At 42.6% G+C, this 17,702-nt stretch carries 12 protein-coding genes and 1 riboswitch; of the genes, 5 read left to right on the top strand and 7 right to left on the bottom strand.

Features of this window, described 5'->3' with window-relative positions; genetic code table 11:
* Nucleotides 1–174 precede the first annotated feature (174 nt).
* Entirely contained in the window at nucleotides 175–1,023 is an 849-nt protein-coding gene (locus ASG46_RS15660; RefSeq protein WP_056705167.1) for a CvfB family protein, read from the bottom strand.
* A 226-nt stretch (nucleotides 1,024–1,249) separates the two neighbouring features.
* On the opposite strand from ASG46_RS15660, the gene ASG46_RS15655 reads away from it, so the two are divergent.
* The 5 genes from ASG46_RS15655 (at nucleotide 1,250) to ASG46_RS15635 (ending at nucleotide 9,281) form a co-directional block, all read left to right on the top strand.
* Entirely contained in the window at nucleotides 1,250–1,741 is a 492-nt protein-coding gene (locus ASG46_RS15655) for a YajQ family cyclic di-GMP-binding protein (protein ID WP_056705162.1), read from the top strand.
* Nucleotides 1,742–1,822: 81 nt separating this feature from the next.
* A riboswitch (SAM riboswitch) is annotated at nucleotides 1,823–1,941 on the top strand.
* A gap of 78 nt (nucleotides 1,942–2,019) precedes the next feature.
* Complete coding sequence (locus ASG46_RS15650) at nucleotides 2,020–3,861, top strand: bifunctional homocysteine S-methyltransferase/methylenetetrahydrofolate reductase (RefSeq protein WP_007499079.1); 1,842 nt, start codon at nucleotides 2,020–2,022, stop codon at nucleotides 3,859–3,861.
* Complete coding sequence (metH, locus tag ASG46_RS15645; protein ID WP_056705161.1) at nucleotides 3,845–7,273, top strand: methionine synthase; 3,429 nt, start codon at nucleotides 3,845–3,847, stop codon at nucleotides 7,271–7,273. The genes ASG46_RS15650 and metH overlap by 17 nt, the downstream gene beginning before the upstream one ends.
* A 117-nt stretch (nucleotides 7,274–7,390) precedes the next feature.
* Nucleotides 7,391–8,326: a hypothetical protein gene (locus ASG46_RS15640; protein WP_008348558.1), complete on the top strand. Its 936-nt coding sequence runs from the start codon at nucleotides 7,391–7,393 to the stop codon at nucleotides 8,324–8,326.
* A gap of 97 nt (nucleotides 8,327–8,423) precedes the next feature.
* The gene (locus ASG46_RS15635) at nucleotides 8,424–9,281 is read left to right on the top strand and encodes a GNAT family N-acetyltransferase (RefSeq protein WP_056705160.1); all 858 of its coding nucleotides are present in this window, start codon (nucleotides 8,424–8,426) and stop codon (nucleotides 9,279–9,281) included.
* Between the two features lie 45 nt (nucleotides 9,282–9,326).
* Here ASG46_RS15635 and ASG46_RS15630 read toward each other — a convergent pair whose 3' ends face one another.
* Genes ASG46_RS15630 through ASG46_RS15605 form a run of 6 tightly spaced genes read right to left on the bottom strand, consistent with a single transcriptional unit; the run spans nucleotide 9,327 to nucleotide 17,637 of the window.
* Nucleotides 9,327–11,141 carry an IucA/IucC family protein gene (locus ASG46_RS15630; RefSeq protein WP_048002557.1) on the bottom strand — a complete coding sequence of 605 codons (1,815 nt, stop codon included), beginning with the start codon at nucleotides 11,139–11,141 and terminating at the stop codon, nucleotides 9,327–9,329.
* Between the two features lie 13 nt (nucleotides 11,142–11,154).
* Complete coding sequence (locus tag ASG46_RS15625; protein WP_056705159.1) at nucleotides 11,155–12,504, bottom strand: lysine N(6)-hydroxylase/L-ornithine N(5)-oxygenase family protein; 1,350 nt, start codon at nucleotides 12,502–12,504, stop codon at nucleotides 11,155–11,157.
* Nucleotides 12,479–13,033: a GNAT family N-acetyltransferase gene (locus ASG46_RS15620; protein ID WP_007499091.1), complete on the bottom strand. Its 555-nt coding sequence runs from the start codon at nucleotides 13,031–13,033 to the stop codon at nucleotides 12,479–12,481. Before ASG46_RS15620 ends, ASG46_RS15625 begins: the two co-directional genes overlap by 26 nt.
* Complete coding sequence (locus ASG46_RS15615; RefSeq protein ID WP_056705157.1) at nucleotides 13,030–14,811, bottom strand: IucA/IucC family protein; 1,782 nt, start codon at nucleotides 14,809–14,811, stop codon at nucleotides 13,030–13,032. The genes ASG46_RS15620 and ASG46_RS15615 overlap by 4 nt, the downstream gene beginning before the upstream one ends.
* Nucleotides 14,808–16,304 carry a pyridoxal phosphate-dependent decarboxylase family protein gene (locus ASG46_RS15610; protein ID WP_056705155.1) on the bottom strand — a complete coding sequence of 499 codons (1,497 nt, stop codon included), beginning with the start codon at nucleotides 16,302–16,304 and terminating at the stop codon, nucleotides 14,808–14,810. The genes ASG46_RS15615 and ASG46_RS15610 overlap by 4 nt, the downstream gene beginning before the upstream one ends.
* Entirely contained in the window at nucleotides 16,291–17,637 is a 1,347-nt protein-coding gene (locus ASG46_RS15605) for an aspartate aminotransferase family protein (protein WP_017360200.1), read from the bottom strand. Before ASG46_RS15605 ends, ASG46_RS15610 begins: the two co-directional genes overlap by 14 nt.
* Between the last annotated feature and the right edge of the window lie 65 nt (nucleotides 17,638–17,702).

Here is a 17,702-nt window from a genome sequence, read left to right as displayed (position 1 = left end):
GGCTAAAATGTTGTTGATTTTAGCCCTTTGTCTTCTTTTCAGCGTGATAGAAAACCTTTGCAGTCTAGGAAGGACGAGTACTGGCGCGGAGCGAATTTGGCATTCGTGAGCACCAGCACGCAGGACTGACAAAGAATGCGAGGGTTTGTCTACACGCTGAAAGTGAGCAAATGCTCACTTTTTCTCGTATGTCCATCCTTCTTTTTGGTAAACAAGATCATTTTTCATCAGATGACCTAATGCTCGTTTGAAGGCTGCTTTGCTCATTTGAAATCTTTCCCGGATATCTTCTGGATCACTTTTATCCCCGTAAGGCATTGCACCGTTTCTCGTTCTCATGTAAGTTAAGATTTCTTCTGCATCGTCAGATAATGCATCCTGTTTTCTAGGAAGCAGAGAAACGTTCACGGTTCCGTCCTCTTTCACTGCAATGACGCGTCCTGTCACGGTCGATCCTAATCTAGGCTCTTCCTTTCGTTCCGTGCGGTGGATAAATCCACGCACGCCTGTATCTGTCAGCATAAAAGAACCTGTCGCAATTAAGCGATAGATTGTTCCAGTAATTTCTTTGTTCATTAACGTTTCTGGCGCTTCAGTAAACAATTCACTGATCACATCTTCAGTGGCTGGTTTTGCGAACATTCTCCCGTAACTTGTCACTTTGAGCATACAGTATAGTTTGTCGCCTTTTTTCGGCCACGCTTCCTCAAAAGGCGGGAGGTGTTCAGTTGCAACAAGTGCATCCTTTGACAAACCTATATCGACAAAAGCACCCATATCTTCTACAACGTCTACAACTTCTACCCAGTCGTATGTATGTGCATTGATTTTAGGAATTTTCATCGTCGCTGCCAGTCTTTCCTCATGATCTACATATAAGTAGACCTCTACTTCATCACGATCTCCAATATCCTCTGTCATCTCACTGCGATGTAGGAGGACAGAATCTTCGCCATCTGTTAAAAAGTAGCCGTATTCCATCTCGTTATCTATTTGCAAGGTCAGTTGCTCACCTGGTCTCATGTTCTCTTCCTTCCTATCTGCCCTTAAAAGAGCGTTCGTTCATCTTTTGATTCACTTTATTCTACTATACTTCTGTCATCATGAACATCTCTAGTTCTGTTAGCTAAAGTGGACAAACTGTACTTGAATTATACCGCATACATCTGAACTCTCTTCGATAAAGTTTCTTCTTCCCCTATGGGCATGATAAAATAGACGCAATATCTATAGTTGGAGGTCATATGTGATGGCAAAAGAAAGTTCATTTGATATTGTATCGAAGGTGGAGCTGCCAGAGGTGCAAAACGCCATTCAAGCAGCACTGAAAGAAATTAAAAACCGTTATGATTTTAAAGGAAGTAAAAGTGATATTTCACTAGAAAAAGAAGAACTCGTTCTCATTTCTGATGATGACTTCAAGCTGGAGCAGCTAAAGGATGTCCTTGTGACAAAACTGATTAAACGAAACGTACCGACTAAAAACATTGACTACGGAAAAACAGAACATGCCCTAGGTGGAACCGTTCGCCAGCGTGCAAAGCTGATTAGCGGGATTGATAAGGACAATGCCAAAAAGATCAATGCCTTGATCAAACAATCTGGTATAAAAGTAAAGTCGCAATTTCAAGATGACCAAGTACGTGTGACGGGAAAAAATAAAGATGATTTACAAGAAGTGATGGCGCTCATGAGCAAGGCAGATTTACCGATTGACGTCCAATTTATAAATTTTCGATAAATTTCAAATTTTCCATTGATTATTTCCGATTTTTTCGATACAGTTGATGGAAGTTCAATTCATTGACATGTTCATATCGCTTTCTTATCAAGAGAGGCAGAGGGACTGGCCCTGTGAAGCCTCAGCAACCGGTGTAGTAGAAATCTATTTTCTATGACCAAGGTGCTAAATCCAGCAAGCAACTGCTTGGAAGATAAGAAGAAGAATTTCAATACAGCCAAAAAGTCTTCTTCTTATCAGAAGGCTTTTTTTGTTACATAGAAATAAGGAGGAAACCAATGGGCCTATTACAAGACTTACAAAATCGCGTACTGATTGCTGATGGAGCAATGGGAACACTTTTATACTCTTATGGCATTGACCGCTGCTTTGAAGAATTAAATTTATCAAAAGAAGATGAAGTCAAAAGAGTGCACGAGGCATATGTGCAAGCTGGAGCGGACATTATTCAAACGAACACATACGGTGCGAATTATATTAAACTATCCCGCTACGGCTTAGAGGAAGAAACAAAACGCATTAACACAAAAGCTGTACAAATTGCCAAAGCAGCCGCTGGCTCAGCTTATGTCCTCGGAACGATCGGCGGCATTCGAACATTTAACAAAAATGCCTACTCTTTAGACGAGATTAAACGGAGCTTTAGAGAACAGCTCTATATCCTTTTAAATGAAGAGCCTGATGGATTACTGCTTGAAACATACTACGATATTGAAGAAGCAAAAGCCGTTCTTGAGATTGCTCGCAAAGAAACAGCGCTTCCGATTGTCATGAACGTCTCCATGCATGAGCAAGGTGTATTACAGGACGGTACACCGCTAAAAGACGGTTTATCTGAATTATCCTCACTTGGCGCTGATGTCGTCGGCATTAACTGCCGATTAGGCCCTTATCATATGATTCAGGCACTTGAAGGTGTTCCACTTTTGGAAAATTCTCATTTATCTGTCTATCCAAATAGCAGTCTCCCCTCCCTTGAAGAAGGCAGACTCGTCTATGATACAGATAATGATTATTTCCGAAAAAGTGCACTTGAGTTTAGAAATCAGGGCGCACGAATCATTGGAGGCTGCTGCGGAACAACCCCTCAGCATATTAGTGCTATGGCTGAGGCGGTCAAAGATTTAGCACCTATTACCGAAAAAGAAGTGAAAGTATTAAAAGAAGAAATCATTTCCATCCAAGATCAACGGACAGAACCAGGTCTTGACGAGCTGGCTGTGAAAAAACGTTCGATTATCGTCGAGCTGGATCCGCCGAAGAAGCTGAACTTTGAAAAATTCCTCGTCGCAGCGAACGAATTAAAAAGTGCAGGCATTGATGCCCTCACACTGGCCGATAACTCTCTAGCTACCCCGCGTATTAGCAATGTGGCATGCGGCGCTTTATTAAAACAGCAGCTTGATATGCGTTCACTTGTCCATATCACATGTCGTGATCGCAATTTAATTGGACTCCAATCCCACTTAATGGGGCTGGACACACTTGGACTAACCGATATTTTAGCCATCACAGGCGATCCGTCTAAAATTGGAGACTTCCCAGGTGCGACATCTGTGTATGATTTAACCTCCTTTGATTTGATCCGTCTGATCAAACAATTTAACGAGGGACTATCTTTCTCTGGGAAGCCACTCGGGAAAAAGACTAATTTTTCAGTGGCTGGCGCGTTTAATCCAAATGTCCGTCATATTGATAAAGCAGTCAAACGCCTCGAGAAGAAAATCGAATACGGGGCCGATTATTTTATTTCACAACCTGTTTACTCTGAGGAACAGCTTGTGAAAATTCATGAAGAAAGCCGACATTTGGATAAACCGATTTATATCGGCATTATGCCGCTAACAAGCAGCCGAAATGCTGAGTTTATTCATCATGAAATTCCCGGCATTAAATTGTCTGACTCGATTCGTGAGATTATGGCCAAGGCAGGCGAAGATAAAGAAAAGCAGCGGACAGAAGGGTTAGCGATTGCTCGCTCTTTGTTAGATACAGCTTGCGAATTGTTTAATGGTATCTATTTAATTACCCCTTTCCTTCGATCAGATTTAACAGCAGAACTGACAACTTACATCCATCAGAAAGAAAAGGAGCCAAACATCCATGCCAACTATCACTGAACAGCTCAAAAAACGCATCCTCGTCCTTGACGGTGCAATGGGCACAATGATTCAAAACGCCGATCTCACAGCAGAGGATTTCGGCGGAGAAGAGTATGAGGGCTGTAACGAATATTTGAACGTCACAGCCCCTCACATTATCTCCACGATTCACCGGCAATACCTAGAGGCAAGTGCTGACCTCATTGAAACGAATACATTCGGTGCGACAAAGCTCGTTCTCGATGAATATGGACTTGGCCATCTCGCCTATGAATTGAACGTAAAAGCAGCTCAGCTAGCAAAGCGTGAAGCAGACCGTTTGTCGACACCAGATTGGCCCCGCTTTGTAGTAGGCGCAATGGGGCCCACTACAAAAACATTATCCGTGACAGGCGGCACAACGTTTGAAGAGCTCGTTGCAAATTATGAAGAACAAGCCCGCGCCCTGATCGATGGGAAATGTGATGCTCTTCTTTTAGAAACGAGTCAAGACATGCTGAATGTCAAAGCTGGATTTAAAGGCATTCAAGAAGCCTTTCACGCAACCGGTATTGAGCTACCACTGATGGTGTCAGGGACGATCGAACCAATGGGCACCACCCTTGCCGGTCAAGATATTGAAGCCTTTTATATCTCACTTGAGCATATGAAACCAATCAGCGTCGGACTAAACTGTGCAACTGGTCCAGAATTTATGACAGACCATATCCGTACACTCTCCTCCATCTCAAAGTCGGCTGTCAGCTGCTATCCAAACGCTGGTCTCCCTGATGAAGAAGGACAATATCACGAATCCCCTGCTTCGCTTGCTAAAAAAATCGCCGCTTTTGCAAAAGAAGGCTGGTTAAATATCGTCGGCGGCTGCTGCGGTACAACGCCTGCACATATTCAGGCATTATCAGATGAAGTACGTCCGCTTCAGCCCCGCAGCATGTCGCATGAGTCATCACCGCATACCGTATCAGGAATCGAGCCCCTCATTTATGAAGAAGCGATGCGCCCCCTCTTTGTTGGCGAGCGCACAAATGTCATTGGTTCACGCAAATTCAAACGGCTCATCGCAGAACAAAAGTTTGAAGAGGCAGCAGAAATTGCTCGTGCTCAAGTGAAAAATGGCGCTCACGTCATTGATGTGTGTCTAGCAGACCCTGATCGTGATGAGATAGCAGACATGGAAGGCTTTTTAAAAGAAGCCATGAAAAAAGTGAAAGCTCCTTTTGTCATTGATTCAACCGATAAACATGTCATCGAAAAAGCACTCATGTATTCTCAAGGAAAAGCCATTATCAATTCTATTAATTTAGAGGATGGAGAAGAGCGCTTTGAAGAGATTCTTCCGCTTGTCAAGCTATATGGCGGCGCACTTGTTGTTGGAACAATCGATGAAACAGGGATGGCCGTCACAGCAGATCGAAAACTTGAAATTGCCGTAAGATCCCATGACCTGCTCACGAAAAAATATGGAATCCCTGCGAGTGATATCATTTTTGACCCGCTTGTCTTTCCAGTAGGTACTGGAGACGAACAGTATATTGGTGCTGCTGAAGAGACGATTAAAGGCATTGAGCGAATCAAAGCAGTACTGCCTGAATGTCTCACCATTTTAGGCATTAGTAACGTGTCTTTCGGACTCCCGCCAGTTGGTAGAGAAATATTGAATGCCGTTTATTTGTATCACTGCGTCAAAGCAGGGCTTGATTATGCGATCGTGAATACTGAAAAGCTTGAACGCTTCGCTTCAATTCCAAAGGAAGAAATCAAGCTGGCTGAAACTTTACTTTATGAAACAAATGATCAAACCCTTGCTGAGTTCACACAATTTTATCGCGGGAAAAAGAAAACAGAGAAAAAACCAAAGATCTCCTTATCGCTTGATGAAAGACTGGCACTCTATGTCGTCGAAGGGACGAAAGAAGGCCTGATTGATGACCTTGCCCTTGCTTTGGAGAAATTTGAATCACCTCTTCATATCATCAATGGACCATTAATGCAGGGAATGTCAGAGGTTGGGCGCCTTTTTAATCAAAACGAATTGATTGTAGCTGAAGTGCTTCAATCCGCTGAGGTCATGAAAGCATCTGTTTCATACCTTGAGCAATTTATGGAGAAAAAGGACGCAAGCGGCAAAGGGAAGATTCTCCTCGCCACCGTCAAAGGAGATGTCCATGATATAGGGAAAAACCTGGTCGACATCATTTTGAGCAATAATGGCTTTCACGTCGTCGATCTCGGAATCAAAGTAACCCCACAAACATTGATTGAAGCGGTGCAAAAAGAAAAGCCAGATATGATTGGACTATCAGGTTTACTTGTCAAATCAGCACAGCAAATGGTCTTGACCGCTCAAGATTTACAAAAAGCAAACATCTCTGTTCCCATTTTGGTGGGCGGCGCGGCGCTTTCACGGAAGTTTACGAAGATGAAAATTTCGCCTCAATATGATGGCCCCGTCCTTTACGCCAAAGATGCAATGGACGGTCTGTCTTTAGCGAATGAATTAAGAACGAACCCTCTTCAATTTCAAACAAAACCCTTAGAGGATCAAGAAACGCTCCATAAGGAAAAAGAAACAACGCAGCCAAAAGCTGTGATTGAATTACTAGAAAAACGCGCGACACTTCCGGAGGCAGCGATATTCACGCCAGAAAATACGAAACGCCATTATGTACGGGATATTGATTTGCACCACATAATGCCCTATGTCAATGAGCAAATGCTGATCGGCCATCACCTCGGTTTAAAAGGAAAGGTCAAAAAGCTCTTGGCTGAACAGCATCCAAAAGCATTGGAGTTAAAACAGCTGATCACAGATCTTCTTCAAGAAGGCAGAGAGAAAAACTGGTTTGCACCTGCATTCGTCTATCAATTCTTCCCTGCCAATTCAAATGGGAATGACCTGCATATCTATGATCCAGAAGCGCCTGACCGCGTCATTGAGACATTCCAATTTCCAAGACAGGAAAAACTTCCGTACCGGTCTATTTCTGATTATGTGCGGAAAACCGGAGAGAACGAGAAAGATTATATCGCCTTATTTGCAGTGACGGCTGGTGCCCGCATACGAGAAGTTGCGCAGCAATTTAAACAAGAGGGTGACTATTTGAAAATGCATGCTGTCCAAGCTTTAGCACTTGAGCTTGCAGAAGGATTGGCTGAACGAACGCACCAAGTAATTCGTGATAAATGGGGATTCCCAGACCCAGTCGATTTCACGATGGAGAAACGATTCCAAGCCAAATATCAAGGTCAGCGCTATTCCTTTGGTTATCCAGCGTGCCCTAATCTAGAAGACCAAGAAAAACTATTCCACCTGCTGCAGCCAGAAAAAATCGGGATTCATCTCACAGAAGGGTTTATGATGGAGCCTGAAGCATCCGTTTCAGCCATTGTCGTTTCTCATCCTGAAGCTCGATATTTTAACGTTCACTAAAAAAACCTCCTGAATTGGAGGTTCTTTTTATAAATAAAAATGGAATATATATGAAAAAATACGTTTATTTACCGATATTATAAATGAAAGTCATTTACTTAAAAGGAGATGTTTGTCATGTTCAAAAAGAAGATCGGGGTTTTATTGCTTACAGGCCTCTTTATCGCTAGCCCTCTTTTCCAATCACCTGCTCAAGCAAGTGAAACGTCTACGAAACAAACAAAATATTATACAGAAGAATTGGAGCATCTGTATCCAGACAGTGATTATGCAAACAATGATACGATGGACAAAGCTCAATTCTTACAGCACTCTCTTCATCTAAACAAGACCTATTTATATCACGAAGGTAGTATCTCTTCTATGAATGACATTGATTTTTATCGGTTCACCAGCTCTAAATTTGATGGAGCAGATGGCCGCTTTTCTATCAAACTCGTCAATGTGAAAGCTGGAAATGATTTCGATCTTTATCTTTACAATCAGAGCGGGTCACTCGTGTCTTCCTCTGTGCGGACAAACAACCAAAATGAAATCATCCATATGCCGAAAATTGCCGCCAGTACTGACTACTATTTAGCCGTCAAACCAAAGCAATTATTAAATGAAGAGGACAACATGTATCGTATTGTCTTTGATAAAAGTATTGAAAAAGGCACAACCAAACGATATGGATCACCTGCCACATTGAATAGTTTCAATGAAGCCGGATCTCCCAATTCTTCTTTTGATTTAAGCAGCTTGCCGCAGGATGCCGTTGTCACTGGCCTGTCATTAGAAGCTGAAAAAGGTAGTACAAATGCATATAATTATGTATTCACCGTCTCTTCCTTAAAAGGCGGAACAGTGAACGTACCTTGGAACGGTCAAAAAGTTGACATCTCTTCTTATAAAACAAGTCAAGTGCCAGCAAAAGACCGCTTTTTTGTTTCTTTTAATGCAACCGAGGTTCCTCAATTGATCGGTGGACGGTTAATCAAAGTAGGCGTTGTCTCAATTAAGAACTTACAGCTCACCTTTGAATATGAATACAACCGTGACCTCAATTATTAAACTAGACAAAAGGAAAAGGTATCCCCTTTTCCTTTTTCTTATGCGTTCTTATGGTACGATACATAGAGAGAAATCAGCTAAGAAGGAGTTGCGTGTATTGCCAAACGTTATTCAACGATCTTTAACCCTTGATGACATACCAGACCTTGTCGCATTGTCAAAAGAGGTCGATTGGCCTGATTACAATGCGGAAGAGCTCACATCTCTTTTAACAAATGGACATTTTACCGGTTTTACAACAACTGAAGGACAAGTCATTTCATGCGCTGGACTTTTTCAGTATGACAGTGTGGCATCAATTGGAGCGGTCATTGTATCTGAGACACATCGAGGCCTCGGTCTTGCCCGTCAAATGATTGACACACTGCTTCGTCATAGTGATCCAAGTGTCCCTGTCGTTTTAACGGCTACTGTACAAGGACAGCCAGTCTATGAAAAAATCGGCTTTCAGACAGCCGGTTATATTCATACATACAAAGCACAAAAAACAAACCCTAGTGCGCTTCACGTGTCACATCAGATTCATCTTTTTCCCGCTGATGAAACGCACCTCCCGTCTATTGAAAGACTGGATGAAAAAGGCGCAGGAACCAATCGATCAAACTTCTTAATAAAACGAATGGAGCGAGCAGCATTTAAACTGATCGCAAAGGATGAACACCACGAAATCACCGGCTTCGCGTTTGGTGTGGAAACACCAGCTAATCTGATGATTGGCCCGCTTGCAGCAAACGATGAACAAACGGCGCTAGCACTCATTCAATCACTTCTCACGTCTTATTCTGGCGCCTTTCGTATAGATATGCAGGAAGAAACAGCTGAACGCCTGCATGCATCACTTGTAGAAGCAGGATTTACGAAAACAAACGTCGCACATTTTATGGTGATTCGCGGGAACGAAAAGCAGAACGATCCGGCGCTTCTCTATTTCCTGGCCTCACAAGCATTTTCATAAAAAATCAAAAAGCTGTAGACAGATGTTGTCTACAGCTTTTCTTTTTTATTTTTCGCCTACGGATGAGAGAACTTGAGCGAGTGCATTTGTGACCTTGCCATGCTCTGATGCATGCGGCCGGTCATCTCCATCTCCATAGCCGTAATCAATCATGCGATTACGGTTTAAGCAAAGCTTTGTCAGCTGAGGCTGGAATAGATCAAATAAAGCAAAACGATCTTTTAGCTGTGGAAATTGCTTTTGATACTGCTGAATTTCTTCTGCAAGCAAGCGCCAAAGCGTCGTTTCATCTAACAGATTGTGATTGTCTAACACGTTTGACACGTAACGAAGATTGCAAATAAACAGGCCCGTAAAAATAAATTGTACAAGACCCTCAGGCGGCTCACTACGCAACACTTCCTTTAGATCTTCTTCTAATGAAGCCAATTCAGGCAGCGGTTGATCACTAATGTTCACATCATCAACAAAATCTTTGATCGCCAAACGATGCGGCTTGTGATCTTTTAATACAAGAATTGTATTTTGTCCGTGCGGTGAAAACACCGTGCCATATTGATACATAAAGTGCAGAAGCGGCGGCATGACAACATGGAAGAATGACGCCATCCATTCTTTTGCTGACAGACCCGATTTTTCAATGAGCTGCTTCAGATAAGGCTCGCCTTCATGATCTTCATACGTCAGTGCCGCCAGCGTAACAGGGCTCTCCCCTTCATCTAAATACGTATAAATGCTTTCTCTAAAAATGACCCCAAGCATTTCAAGGTATTGATATGGCGCACCAGGTAGCTTGCTGTAATAAGGATGATCAACATTGATACTCGCATTCTCACCTGGTAAAATCACGCGGCATACATCGGATAAAAAGGCGTCTTGATCGGCGATTCCTTTAATATGTGCTGTAATACGAGGAGCAATCACCGTACGTTCTGATGGGAGTCCCCGGTACACTAGCGTATTTAAAATACTCATTGGCAGTTTAATATGATGCTTGCCTTTATTTGAGATGTTTGTAAAGGTTCTGATCGATTGCTGTGGAATATATTGATCCAGCCCTTCTCCTAAATACACAATACGGCGCATGGCTAAATCTTCAGGGAAATGCTGGATGATCATATGCGTCCACTGCCATTTATGAACAGGCATCATATAATAATCAGCCGCATTTAGCCCTTCATCCTTTAACACACGTTGGAATTGACGAATCGTGACTTCGTCTAATTCCTTGGCAATGATGTGCTCATAGTTCTCATGATCGACCGCATGGAAAGTCGCAAGTTCTCGGTGAACAGCAATCCAAGACAGCTGCACACATTCCTGCCTTTCAGGTGCATAGGCTAAGTAATCATCGTAGCTGAACCCAATACGCCCTTTGTTATAGACGATCCACGGATGACCAGTCATCTCGCCTTCAATCCATGCATAATCTGTATCCGTCAGCTCATCTGCACGAAGTGCTTTTTTCGACAGCAAATGAACATCAGCTAACAAGGTATGGTGAAGCTCTTTGATCAGATGGCCAGTTGTTTCAGAAGACATTGGGATGATTGGCTGAATGTCTAGTAAAAACACAATGGCACTAACATCCTTTGTCCATGTTCCGTCTTGACAGCACTCGATCGATTCAGCAATCGTATCAAAACTATCAAACAAACGAGGTTTTGCGAGATAACGATATTTCTTCTGTTCGTGAATGATTAATTCATATTGGGCGATGCCATCCTGATGATCTAGCTGAACGGGATGAAGCATATCCTCATACATATATTCGGACAGCATTTTTGCCACCATTCGTTGGTTTGCTTTTTTCCAAGCAGCAGGATTGACCGCTTTTTTCAATTCATCTTGTACACTCATCGGTTCATCCTCCTTACCCTTTGATTTCTTCAAATGTATTTGCGTGTTTATGTGTACCGAATGTCTGGAAAACATGCTTTTGATAAAGTGGATACACAGGTCGACGAGCCAGTTCATTGATAATGACACAGTTTCGGTACGCCCCTAGCCCTAAATCTGGTGCGCCTACTCCATGTGTATGAAGCTCTGCATTTTGTACAAAAATATCATTTTCACCTAATGTGTTTGTTTTCAATCGATATTCACGTTCAACCTGGAAGCGTCCTTGATGATCCCACTGAATATGATGGGAAATCGGATCAATAAATGGCGGTAATACAGATTGATAGCCCGTTGCCAAGACGACAATGTCTGTCTCATGCGTAAAGGATTCCTCTTTGACCCATTGATTGCATGAAAGCGATAAGCCGTCCCTCGTTTCCTCAATCAAATTGACTTCCGTCATCGCCTGCAGCACGGTGTTCAGCTGCTCTCCGCAAGCAGAACGTTCATAAAGCAAGTGATAAATATCTCGGATCATCGCTGAGCTGATGCCTTTATACAGCAAATCTTGCTGCTTTAATAGCGCATCTTTTTTAGGCTGAGGAAGCTCATAAAAGAAATCAATATAGTCTGGAGAGAAATACTCAAGACCCAAATTTGAATATTCCATTGGGAAAAACCCTTTAGAGCGTGTAAACCAATGAATATCCTTCGCCTCATCGTCTGATAAAATGTCATAGAATACTTCTGCCGCACTTTGACCAGAACCGATGACCGTCACGGATTTTCCTTTAAAACAGCCTTCTTTCTTTCGTTTCAAGTAATCAGCAGAATGAAACACCCGATCCCCTAAAGCTGGCTGAAGAGATGCTGGTACCGCAGGCTGTGTACCGATACCTAAAACAAGATGCTTACTTTCAAACACCTCTACCGTTTGATCTTTCACATGACGGACATGCACTTCATATCGTTTTTCTCCAGCTTTTTCAACGATGGAGACAGATTCGACATTCATGCCAAATCGGCAAGAATCTAATTGATCCGCGACCCAGCGGCAATAATGGCTATATTCCTTGCGTGGGATATGGAAGTCTTCTAGAAAGTAAAATGAATACAAACGGTTTTGTTCCTGCAAATAGTTGAGAAAGCTATATTTACTTTTCACATCCGCCATACTGACAAGATCCGCTAAAAAGGGGACTTGAAGTGTTGTCCCTTCAATGAGCATACCTGGATGCCAGTGGAACGCTTCACTTCTTTCAAAAAACAAAGCGTCAATTTCATCTACTTCTTCAGATAATGCAGCAAGCCCTAGGTTAAATGGTCCAATACCAATCCCAATGACATCCACTACATTATTTTGCTTGTTGAACCGCGTCATGGTTATACTTCCTTTCAAATCGATCTCGATGACAAAACATCAAAAGACCTGTTTTATCTGGTAAAGTAACTGGTTTCACACGTTCGAATCCACACTTTTCAAAGACATGAATCATTTTTTCGTTCCGAATATCTGGCTCAGCCACGATTTTTTCTGTTCGTTTGTTCTGCTCAAACTGAAATGCTGTCATGGCTTGAAGCAGCGGAGCCGCAAATCCTTTCCCTACATAATCTGGCTCTCCAATTAACAGGTGAATGCCTTGATCATGCGGAGAAGGCTCATAGTACGATTCAATGATATCCCCTTTCACATTGTATGCTTCAAAATAGCTCATCGGCGTTCCATCAATGGTTCCTAAATAAAGGGTTTGATGCGGATCATGAATGGCCTGATAAAAGTGCTTTTCAAAAGCAGGAAATGGAATATTCAAATGCCAAAATGGGTGGACATACTCTTCTTGCATCCACTTGTGGACAAGCTGGACGTCCCGTTCATATTCAGCGCGAATGAACCCAATTCGATGCCTCATCCAATCAGCGCCTCCTTATGTAAAAAGAGCGGATTCAATACAGACGTGTACCTGGATTGAGTTTCTAAAGAACCGGTCAGCTCATCCATATCTTCAAATCGCGTGAGTAAGTTCGCTTTTGAAGGCAGTTCCTGTGACCGGAGAAGACTGTTCGTCAGCTCAGATGCACCATATGTCTCTTCATGCGCAATCAGTGTGTCTCTAATCAGGGCTAATAAATCTTCTTCTTTTGCAAGCCCCTCTGTACCAAAACCATTCACAAGACCAAACAAATGATTAAAGAAGAAATAGTAACGCAGTCTCTCAACCGCTACATCGTCTGCACAAATGGTTTCACTTCTGACGCTTAAGTTTTGAACAAGCTTCGCAAGCTGATCCTTTTTCGATTCGCTATAATAGTAGCCTTGGTTGTCACGATAATAGAATGTGTGCGGATATCCATTCTTTAGCTGTACGACAGCATTTTGCTGATGGGCTTCAAGGGCAAGTCCATACGTTTCAAACAGCCAAAGCATCGGCTCTAACGCAATCGATAAATATTGTGTGAACCAATCACGGCTGACATCTTCTGTTGATCTGCCTTCAGCGTCTGCTAATTCATGGATAATGCCTGAAAGCCTTGATTTTCCTCCGTATGCATGATCCTGACATAGCCCTGCAATTAAGCTTGCCCCTTTTTCATGATGCAAAAATGGATTTTGACGAATGACGACTTCAAAGCCAGATTCCGCCTCATCCCCTTGAATAGATAGATACGCAGGATCTTCAATCACACGGAATCCAGAGAATTTGTCATATAAAGAAACGCCTAATTCTGTTTTTAAGATACGTGACATCTCAACTCCACGATCAAGTTCCTTTTGTTTGTTAACGCGTAAAGAGTTTGTGATCTTTACAGGGACAGAGAATTTAAGCATGTACGCAGAGTCTTTTTGATAGACCGTTCTAAAGGAAGATGTCGCTGTGTATTCAGATCCTAGCGGCCCTAAATACGTCAGCATCCCGTCCTCTATATAACGCTTGACGAACGCTTTCCCCATGACCACTTGGACTTGTAGCGGATGAATCGGAATCAGGACATATTCACCGCCTTCTGTTAACGTCGTCAGTCTCTCTTTTTCTTCTGGCATCTGGCGCATGAGCTCCTCAAACATGAGACTTGCCGCAGATTGTGAAAGAGAAGAATCCTGAAGCACAATTGACGGATGTGCTTTAAAGTAATGAAGCTGGAAAGAGCCTTTCAGCTCAGGAGAATAAATCGCTTCCTCCTCTTCTGTCATTCCTTGTCTGCTTTTTGGTGTAGGATGCGTTAAATGCCCAAGAAGAAGTGACTGCTCCGCTTCGATATATTCAAAATCAGCTGAAGAAAGAGCTGCTCGATCACTTTCTCTCTCTCTGATGAATCGTTCAATATTCCGGCAGCTTAAAATGATGCGAAGCATGAACTCATCCTCTGCATCTGTGCGGCCGTATTCAATGAGAAGTTCCTTTGAACATAAAGCAACAAGTGTGGTGTAATCGACGATCGTTCCCTGTTGCTCACTGCCTTGCGGGCGAAAGCGAACGGGAAAATCAAAGAGATGACGGCCTACAGGCGAAAAATATCGAATCGGAATGACAAGCTCAAGATCTTGTTTTGCTAATGCTGCTACAAATACAAGTGAGCCGTCTGCTTTTGTCTCTTTCTTTGCAGATCGATCAATTCCTGTTTCACGTAAAAAACAGTTTAAAAAGCTTTGCATCGTTGCATTTTCAGCCATTTGTTTATATTGACTCAACGTAGTACCCTCCCGGATTGAATATGAGCGATCCCGATATCAACAATGTCAGAAAGGATTTCCTCAATATGTGTAATAGTCGTTCTCGGATTTAACAAAGTGAATTTTAAGCAAGTTTGACCATCGGCTACTGTTTTTGCTACGACAGCCGTTCCTGTTTGGAAAAGTGTGCGATGAATGATTTTATTGATGTCATCTGCTTGATGATCATCTATAAAACGGAACACGACTGCATTGATTTCTGGATCAGGATTGATCACCTCAAGATGCTCATTTTTCTCAATCAACGTAGCCACATCTTTCGAAAATTGGATGGTATGGTCAATGATACTTGCAAATCCTTCTTCTCCAATCATACGCAGAGAGAGAAGGAGTTTTAGCGCATCAAACCGGCGCGTCGTCTGAACAGATTTATTCACGAGATGCAGAATGCCTTCCAGTTCATCTTCCTTTGGATTGAGATAATCTGCATGGTAATCAATCAAACCAAAATATCTTTTATCCTTTAGTAGAAATGCCCCGCAGGAGATCGGCTGATAAAATTGCTTATGAAAGTCGATCGTGATCGAATCAGCAAGCTCGATGCCATCTAATTTTCCTCGGAACGTTTTGCTTAATACAAGCGCTCCTCCATAGGCAGCATCTGCATGAATCCACAAACCGAAAGGCTTCACCATGTCATATATGTCATGTACAGGATCAATACTGCCAAAATCAGTTGTCCCGCAAGTCGCCACGACTGCAAATGGAAGCAAATCCTGCTCTTTAAGCTCCATAAGCTTCTTCTGCAAATCATGCAGGTCCATTCGGTGATGTTCGTCCGTCTCAACTAACACAACAGCCTGTTCACCTAAACCTAACTGAGATGCTGATTTTTTCACAGTGAAGTGGGCATTCTTGGAGCAAAGAATCCGCATACGATTTGCCTCGCTCGGCAACCCTTTCTGCTGTACATTCCATTGCCAAGTGTTTTCGCAAAATGCATCTCTTGCTAAAAGCAGTCCCATGTAGTTAGATTGGGTTCCACCGCTCGTAAAGGTCCCATCTGCTCGTTCTCCATAAGAAAACTTTTCACATAACCACTTGAGGATTTCCTCCTCAACCAAAGATGCAATGCCGCTTTGATCAAAGGAATCCATTGATTGGTTAAAGGAACTTACGATCACCTCTGCTGCCAGAGCAGGGATAAGAGGTGGGCAATGCAAATGTGCCAGGCATTTAGGATGTGACACATCCACTAAATGCGGTAAAAGGTGATTTTTTATATCTTGAAAAACAGACTCAATGGATTCACCAGCCGGTTGAATCTGGAATAACGATTCGACATGAGTCGCTAATTTCCCAGGCAATATTCCGCTATACGGTCCTCTGCTTGTTTGCCACTCTGCCAGTAAGCTGTCGATGGATGTGTAGAGTGCCGCTTGGAAGGACTCCCTCCCAAGCTGGCTTTGTTGAATAAATAATGAATCGACAGATGGTTTAGTTGACTGCATCGTAAACTGCCTCTTTAAAAATCGTGATGACTTTTTCAAGCTGTTCTTCTGTCATGATCAAAGGTGGTAAGAATCGAATCACACTTCCAAAACGGCCTCCTGTCTCCACAATTAAGCCTTTATCGAAACAATTCTTTTGAATGAGACTGGCTAGCTCTGGATTTGCTGGATAACTGCCGTCCACATCCTGTTTCTCATCTGGATTCACAACTTCAACACCAATCATTAATCCTCTTCCTCGCACATCACCGAGAGCAGGCACTTGTTTTTGAATGTCTTTTAGATTCGCCTGCATACGCTGACCAAGCGCTTCTACATGATCAAGCAGATTGGTTTCTTTTATATATTTAAGCGTAGCAGTTCCAGCTGCCATCGCCATTTGATTTCCTCTAAACGTGCCAATGTGTGCACCTGGATTCCATTGATCTAAGTCTTTGTCATAAATCACAACGGATAGCGGAAGGCTTCCCCCAATTGCTTTTGATAACACAATGACATCTGGCACAATACCAGCATGTTCAAAGGCAAACATCTTACCCGTTCGGCCGATGCCTGATTGAACCTCATCAATAATAAGTGGAATTCCTTTTTCTTTTGTGATTCGTCTCATTTCTTGTATCCATTCAATTGATGCCGGGATGGAGCCGCCCTCCCCTTGGACCGCTTCAAAGATCATGCCTGCTGGCGGAAGAATTCCACTCTCAGGGTCATTTAATACACGCTCAATATAAGAGCTGGAAATGCGATGTGAATCTTTACCGCCAATTCCAAATGGGCAGCGGTATTCATATGGATAAGGCAGGAAGTGAACATCTGGCATTAATCCTTGTACTTTTTCCTTTGGCGATAAGTTGCCGCTTAATGACATCGTGCCATGCGTAGCACCATGATATGCTCCGTGGAATGATAGAATGGAACGATTTCCCGTCGCTGTCTTGACTAATTTAATTGCTGCTTCTATAGCATCACCACCAGTTGGTCCACAAAATTGAATTTTTGCTCTTTTTGCAAACTCTTCTGGCAAGTGAGAAAAAATCTCATTCACAAATTCTTCTTTAATCTCTGAAGTGATGTCCAGCGTATGCAACGGTCTTTTTTCATGAAGCATACGTTCAATAGCATCTATAACAACCGGGTGATTGTGACCAAGGGCAAGTGTTCCTGCACCTGCTAGGCAGTCATAAAATTCTCTACCATCTGCATCTGTCACGATCATACCTTCGGCTTTTTGCATGGCTAATGGGAACCGTCTCGGGTAAGACCTTGCATTAGATTCTCTTTGACTTTGTTGCTCTAAAAATTGCTGATTTTTAGAAACGGTTTTGATGGACATAATAAAACACTCCTCCAATTGATAAAGATTATCATTTTCATTTACTAGCCTAGAGGATGTAAGAT

Origin of the sequence: Bacillus sp. Leaf49 (assembly GCF_001426125.1) — a bacterium.
Lineage (GTDB): Bacteria > Bacillota > Bacilli > Bacillales > Bacillaceae > Bacillus > Bacillus altitudinis.
This window is presented reverse-complemented; position numbering and strand designations above follow the sequence as displayed.

Bases quoted from the DNA above. Each gene is read 5' to 3' on its own strand.
- ASG46_RS15660 (WP_056705167.1), bottom strand. From the start codon at position 1,023: ATGAGACCAGGTGAGCAACTGACCTTGCAAATAGATAACGAGATGGAA.
- ASG46_RS15640 (WP_008348558.1), top strand. From the start codon at position 7,391: ATGTTCAAAAAGAAGATCGGGGTTTTATTGCTTACAGGCCTCTTTATC.
- ASG46_RS15630 (WP_048002557.1), bottom strand. From the start codon at position 11,141: ATGAGTGTACAAGATGAATTGAAAAAAGCGGTCAATCCTGCTGCTTGG.
- ASG46_RS15625 (WP_056705159.1), bottom strand. From the start codon at position 12,504: ATGACGCGGTTCAACAAGCAAAATAATGTAGTGGATGTCATTGGGATT.
- ASG46_RS15605 (WP_017360200.1), bottom strand. From the start codon at position 17,637: ATGTCCATCAAAACCGTTTCTAAAAATCAGCAATTTTTAGAGCAACAA.
- ASG46_RS15655 (WP_056705162.1), top strand. From the start codon at position 1,250: ATGGCAAAAGAAAGTTCATTTGATATTGTATCGAAGGTGGAGCTGCCA.
- ASG46_RS15620 (WP_007499091.1), bottom strand. From the start codon at position 13,033: ATGAGGCATCGAATTGGGTTCATTCGCGCTGAATATGAACGGGACGTC.
- metH (WP_056705161.1), top strand. From the start codon at position 3,845: ATGCCAACTATCACTGAACAGCTCAAAAAACGCATCCTCGTCCTTGAC.
- ASG46_RS15610 (WP_056705155.1), bottom strand. From the start codon at position 16,304: ATGCAGTCAACTAAACCATCTGTCGATTCATTATTTATTCAACAAAGC.
- ASG46_RS15650 (WP_007499079.1), top strand. From the start codon at position 2,020: ATGGGCCTATTACAAGACTTACAAAATCGCGTACTGATTGCTGATGGA.